6 protein-coding genes are annotated in these 6,304 nt (G+C 59.1%); 3 read left to right on the top strand and 3 right to left on the bottom strand.

Features of this window, described 5'->3' with window-relative positions; all coding sequences use genetic code 11:
- From QZ511_RS16070 to nagX, 3 genes are all read left to right on the top strand, one after another.
- Nucleotides 1-1,431, top strand: a 1,431-nt coding sequence (locus QZ511_RS16070) for a chitinase C-terminal domain-containing protein (RefSeq protein WP_295803984.1), incomplete at its 5' end; no start/stop codon positions are given.
- A gap of 177 nt (nucleotides 1,432-1,608) precedes the next feature.
- Nucleotides 1,609-2,595 (top strand): glycoside hydrolase family 16 protein, encoded by a 987-nt coding sequence (locus QZ511_RS16065; RefSeq protein ID WP_295803983.1) that lies wholly within the window; start codon nucleotides 1,609-1,611, stop codon nucleotides 2,593-2,595.
- Between the two features lie 84 nt (nucleotides 2,596-2,679).
- On the top strand, nucleotides 2,680-3,789 hold the full coding sequence (gene nagX / locus QZ511_RS16060; protein WP_295803980.1) for a transmembrane glucosamine N-acetyltransferase NagX: 1,110 nt from the start codon (nucleotides 2,680-2,682) through the stop codon (nucleotides 3,787-3,789).
- Nucleotides 3,790-4,171: 382 nt separating this feature from the next.
- On the opposite strand, the gene mutT is transcribed toward nagX, so the two are convergent.
- The 3 genes from mutT to QZ511_RS16045 all read right to left on the bottom strand — a co-directional run.
- A complete protein-coding gene (gene mutT, locus QZ511_RS16055) occupies nucleotides 4,172-4,588 on the bottom strand; it encodes an 8-oxo-dGTP diphosphatase MutT (protein WP_295803976.1) in 417 nt (138 codons plus the stop codon).
- Nucleotides 4,588-5,787 carry a bifunctional glutamate N-acetyltransferase/amino-acid acetyltransferase ArgJ gene (argJ, locus tag QZ511_RS16050; protein WP_295803974.1) on the bottom strand — a complete coding sequence of 400 codons (1,200 nt, stop codon included), beginning with the start codon at nucleotides 5,785-5,787 and terminating at the stop codon, nucleotides 4,588-4,590. Before argJ ends, mutT begins: the two co-directional genes overlap by 1 nt.
- 112 nt (nucleotides 5,788-5,899) lie before the next feature.
- Nucleotides 5,900-6,304: SEC-C metal-binding domain-containing protein (locus QZ511_RS16045; protein WP_295803972.1), on the bottom strand; the 405-nt coding region annotated here is incomplete at its 5' end.

Here is a 6,304-nt window from a genome sequence, read left to right as displayed (position 1 = left end):
GACCTGCACGGGGCGTGGAACGAATACGTCGGCCACAACTCGGCGCTGTTCGACAACGGCAACGATCCGGAACTGGCGGCGGCGAGCGTGTATTCCACTTCCCAGTACGGCGGCATCGGCTACCTGAATATCGACTGGGCTGTGAAGTACTTCCGCGGTTCCATGCCCGCGGGACGCATCAACGTGGGCATCCCCTACTACACCCGCGGCTGGCAAGGCGTTACCGGCGGCAACAGCGGTCTCGGTGGTTCCGCAGCGCTGCCGGCGCAGTCCGAATGCCCCGAGGGTACCGGCGGCGCCTCCGATTGCGGTAACGGCGCCATCGGTATCGACAATATGTGGCACGACCTGGACAGCAACGGCAACGAAATGGGGGCCGGATCCAACCCCATGTGGCATGCCAAGAATCTGGAAAACGGCATTCTCGGCAGCTACCTGAGCGACTACGGACTCGACCCCGCCAACGATCCCGACGATGCACTGAGCGGCAGCTACGTACGCAACTACGACAGCGTGTCCGAGGCCCCCTGGCTGTGGAACGCGCAGAAGAACGTCTTTATCTCCACCGAAGATGAAGAGTCCATGGACGCGAAGGTGCAGTACGTGATCGACCAGGGCGTGGGCGGCATCATGTTCTGGGAGCTGGCGGGCGACTACGACTGGGATGCGGAGAACGGCGAGTACTATATGGGTGACACCCTCACCACGCTGGCGTACGACAAGTTCGCCACTGCGCCCAAGTACCGCGAAACCCGCACCGATCGCACGGTCCCCGCGGAAGCACTGGACATTGCCATCGAGGTCACCGGGTTCAAGCTGGGCGACCAGAATTATCCGCTGAATCCGAAGCTGAATATCACCAACAATACCGGTGGCACCCTGCCCGGTGGCACCGAGTTCGAGTTTGACATGCCCACCTCCACCTCCAACATCATCACCGACCAGAGCGGTGCCGGACTGGAAGTGATCGAGGACGGGGCCAACACCGGTAGCGGCAACGTGGGCGGCCTGGAAAATGAATTCCACCGCGTGCGCTTCAGCCTCCCCGCCTGGCAGGACCTGGCCGATGGTGAAACCTGGGATATGACGTTGAACTACTACCTCCCGGTCTCCGGTCCCCAGGCCTACACCGCCACGGTAAATGGCACCAGTTATGCGCTGGCGTTCGAGTACCCCGACCTGCCACTGGCCGAACTCGGCAGCGGCGGCAGCTCCAGTGGTGGCAGCAGTGGCGGCGGAAGCGGCCAGAGCTGTAGCGATGCCGGTGTCAGCACCACAGGTCTGGTGACCTACCCCACCTGGCCGAGCGGCAACCACGCTTCCGGTGGCGAAAGGATCATCCACAACGGCAGTGTTTACCAGGCCAAATGGTGGACCGACTCGGAACCCGGTACTGCAGATGGTAGCTGGACACTGCTGTGTGATATCTGATGAATTGAAAGGAAGGAAATCCATGGCCGGCGTTGTAGTACCGGCCAGCTCTCACAGGATGGACGTATAAAATTCTCTCTGCGTTGTGACTTAAAGGAAATGCTTGTTTCCGCCCCGGTTCCGGCCGGGGCTTTTTTCGTTTTATCGATTTCGAATTAATCCAATAAGGAAATCTCCATGAACTATTTTTCCGCCCCGCGGAAGTACAGCCTCGCTATCGCACTCGCCGCCTCAACACTGGTTGGCTGCGGCGGTGACGAAGTGCCGGAAGAATCCGGCAATAGACAGGAAGATGCGCAGGTATCCGCAAATCGTGCAAGTGCAGGGGGCAAGATATTTTTTGACGATTTCTCTTACACATCCCTTGAACAGATGGCACAAAACCAGTGGCAGGCCCGCACCGAAGTCGGTCACCCCGGCATTCCCGGTGCGCGCTGGTCCGGCGACGGCATCAGCTTCCTTGAGGATGCGCAATCCCCCGGAAACACCCTGCTGCGGATGACCTCCTCCACGGACGGCAGTGGTGAAAATACCGAACACACCCAGTTCTGCCACCAGCGCAAATACCTTTCCGGCACTTACGCCGCGCGGGTGTTCTTTCGCGATACGCCGCTGTCCGGGCCCGACGGTGACCAGATTATCGAGACCTTCTATACCATCAGCCCGCTGAAGGCGCCGATGGATCCGGATTACAGCGAGATGGACTTCGAATACCTGGCCAATGGCGGCTGGGGCGAACCGGAAAATGCGCTGTTCGCCACCACCTGGGAAACTTTCAAACTCGATCCTTTCGTCAAGGACAATGAATACTCCACCAGGCCGGGCAGCTTCGCCGGATGGCATACCCTGGTGCTGCAGGTCAGCGACAACCGGGTACGCTACTTTGTTGACGGCAAGCAGTTTGCCGAACACAGCGAACATGTGTATCCGGAAGAGCCCATGTCGATCAATTTCAACCTGTGGTTTACTGCGGAAGGGCTGGTAGATTCCCGGGAAAAGCGGGTTTACCAGCAGGATGTGGACTGGGTCTACCACAACGCCGACAAGATCCTGAGCCCGGCGGAGGTTACAAGTGCGGTCGCTTCCCTGCGCGAAAGTCAGATCGCATTTACGGATAGCGTACCGGACTGGGAGCCCAGACTGGAATCCCCCTGCGGCCTGTAATCCGGCAGGGCCCGATTCTGTTCATTGCGGAGCGGATTCTTGTCCGCTTCACAATTAAAACGACTGATTATTGAAGTAGTTATTATGGTCAGCAACAACACTAACGCTAAAAAACGCCTGGCATCGGTCGATGCCCTGCGCGGTTTCGACATGTTCTGGATTATCGGCGGCGAGGCCCTGTTCCTGCCACTGTTTGCCTTAACCGGCTGGTCCCTCTTTCATTTCGGCCACGGGCAGATGCAACACACTCCGTGGCACGGTTTCAGCTTTTACGATCTGATTTTTCCGCTGTTTATTTTCCTGTCCGGGGTGACCCTTGGGCTGGCCAACAAATCCCTGCGCGGCCGCCCGGCCAGCGAGCGTGCACCGGTCTACCGCAAGGCGGTCAAACGGTTATTGCTGCTGATAATACTGGGGGTTCTTTACAACCACGGCTGGGGCACCGGTATACCCGCGGACCCGGGAGAAATTCGCTACGCCAGTGTGCTCGCGCGAATCGGCTTCGCCTGGTTTGCGGCGGCAATGATCGTCTGGCACTGCGGTATCCGCGCCCAGTATGCAATTACCGCGGGTATACTCACTGGATACTGGCTCCTGCAGGTTAGCGTGGGCTCACTGACACCGGCGGGTTCGGTGAATGCCTGGGTCGACCAGTACTTCCTGCCCGGCATCACCTACCAGCACCGCCCCTACGATCCCGAGGGTCTCCTTTCCAGCATCCCCGCGGTAGTAAATGCCCTCGGCGGCGTATTCGCCGGCCGCTGGCTCGCCCGCCACAGCGGCAACCACAAAAGGATTCTGCAGGGGCTGTTTGCCGGTGCCACAATCTGTCTGCTGACCGGGTTCCTGTGGCACTGGGTGTATCCGGTAAACAAGGAGCTGTGGACCAGCTCTTTCGTACTGATCACCGTCGGCTGCTGCCTGTTGTTACTGGGTATTTTCTATCTGCTGGTGGATGTGTGGCACTGGAGAGTGTTCACTTACTTCTTTTCGGTGATCGGTTGTAATGCGATTCTGGTTTACCTGGGCACCAGTCTGGTGAACTGGGGGTACAGCAGTAGCAGTCTATTCGGCGGTATCGCAGATGCGCTACCCGAGGCGGGAGGAGTGCTGCTGATTGCCTGTGGGGTAATTTTGCTGCAGTGGCTGGTGCTGCGGTTCCTGTACCGGCGCGGGATATTTATCAGTCCTTGATACGCCGTGGTCCCGCTTAGAAGGACTTGGTGGCGGCAAAGCACCGGGTATCCGTTTTCGAAACCGCTGTAAATACATCCCTGTAAGCTGCGTCGGCGCCGTCCATGGCGCCGACGCTTTCGAAAACGGATACCCGGCCCTCTGCCTTCTCGACAAGCATTGCACTTTGACCAACTGGTTTTCAATCAGCCCAAAAACAACTGAACTTCAACGAAGTGAATAGGTTGAACTGAAGGCAAAGTGCTGGGGGCGGGTTTTCAGGACCGTCGGCAACAGGGATGTTGCCGACGGAGCGTACAGGGACGTATTCATAGCGGTCCTGAAAACCCGCCCCCAGCACTTTGCCGCCACCGAACTCATTCAAGGGATACGATGTTTGATCTCAGTGTAGGAGCTTAGCCTGCACCGCCTCCACAATCGGCTGGTTGGCATCGGGAAAATGGTAGTTGGAAAGTTCGCGAGCACTTACCCAGGCCAGCTCCTGGCCCTCGACTCCCTGCGGCTCGCCGGAAAATTCGGTCACGCACCAGGTATCCAGAAACACCTGCTTTTCACCATAGTCGTGACGCACTTCGATCAGCTTGTCCATCTGCACCACATCAATGGCCAACTCTTCCCGGAGCTCGCGCGACATGGCCTGCTGGATGGACTCGCCATCTTCCACCTTGCCACCGGGAAACTCCCAGCGCCCGCCCATATGCAAATGGTCCGGTCGCTTGGCCAGCAGGATTCGGCCGTCGCTGCCGAAGATAACTCCCACAGCGACGTGTACACATTTTTTCTCCAGGGTCCCGGACATCAGGTGCGGTACTCCGCATTGATGGTCACATACTCGTGGGAAAAATCGCAGGTCCAGATATGTTCGCAGGCGTCACCGCGCTGCAGGTCCACGCGGATGGTGAAATCGCTCTGCTCGAATACATTCTGACCCGCATGTTCGGTATAGCCGTCGGCGCGACCACCGGCATCGACAATCTGCACATCGTCCAAATAAATACTCACCTTACTGGTATCCAGATCCCGGATTCCCGCATTGCCGACCGCCATTACCAGGCGCCCCCAGTTGGGGTCGGAGGCGTACAGCGCGGTTTTTACCAGCGGTGATTCACCAATTTCAAACGCCACCGCCAGGGCCTCCTCGCGGCTCGCGGCATTGTCCACCTGCACGGTAACGAATTTGGTCGCGCCCTCGCCGTCGCGCACAATCGCCTGTGCCAACTCGATATGAACTTCCACGATGGCAGCCTTCATCAGCTGGAACTGCGCACTGGATGCATCATCCAGCGCTTTCCCACTAGCGCCGCTGGCGATCAGCACACAGGCATCATTGGTGGAGGTATCGCCGTCGACGCTGATGCGGTTGAACGATTCTGCCACCGCTTGTTTTACCAGTTCGTCCAGCAGGGGCTGCACAATGGTTGCGTCGGTAGCGACATAGGCCAGCATGGTGGCCATGTTCGGCTGGATCATGCCCGCGCCCTTGGCAATACCGGCAATGGTGATCGTCTCACCATCGATTTCCACGGTGCGCGATGCGGTTTTGGGGCGGGTATCCGTGGTCATGATTGCGCGGGATGCGCTGTCCCAGCCATTGCCATCGAGTGCCGCCGCCGCGCCGGGAATGCCGTCGAGAATTTTCTGCACCGGCAGGTGCTCGCCGATGACCCCGGTACTGAAAGGCAATACCTGGCGGGATTCGATATCCAGTGCGGCGGCAACCCCCTCGCAGCATTTGCGCGCGTCCTGCAGGCCGCGCTCACCGGTGGCCGCATTGGCATTGCCGGCATTGATCAGCAGCGCGCGGATTTGCCCCTGGCGGATATGCTCCCGGGCCACCAGTACCGGCGCGGCACAGAAGGCGTTCTGGGTAAAGGTCGCGGAAACGCTGGCACCTTCGGCGATCTCGATCAACAGCAGGTCGTCTCGCTGCCAGTTCTTGATCTGCGCCGGGACGGAAGCCAGACGAATTCCGGGAATTGAAGGCAGTGACTGCGCCATGGAAATTGTCCCTTTCCTGATTTACAAACTATTGGGCGGATTATATTCAAGATGCCGGATACAAAAAGGCCCGCTGGGTTGAGCGGGCCTTTTTGCTGCAAGCTTTGGCAGATCAGGGCGCGGTAGACGAAGTCAACTTGCCGTGACACTGCTTGTACTTTTTGCCGGACCCGCAGGGGCAGGGGTCGTTGCGCCCCACCTTGGGTCCGCGGCGCATGGCCTGTTCCGGCGCGCCCTCTTGCGCCGCCTGGGCTTCCGGCATGGCGGAGGCTTCGGCGTGCTGAAGTTCGAGCTGCTGGCGGCGCTGGGCCTCCAGGCGGCGCTGCTCCATCTCTTCCATCTGCTCGCGGGTCATCGGCTCCACATGGGCGAGTACCCGAACGACCTCGTGCTTGAGGTTGTCCAGCAGGCTCTGGAACAGGTGGAAAGATTCGCGCTTGAACTCCTGCTTGGGGTTCTTGTTGGCATAGGCCCGCAGACCGATACCGGCGCGCAGGTGATCCATGCTGGACAGGTG

The organism is uncultured Microbulbifer sp., from assembly GCF_913055755.1.
Lineage (GTDB): Bacteria > Pseudomonadota > Gammaproteobacteria > Pseudomonadales > Cellvibrionaceae > Microbulbifer.
The sequence above is the reverse complement of the archived record's forward strand: the minus strand, read 5'-3'. Positions and strand labels throughout refer to the sequence as shown.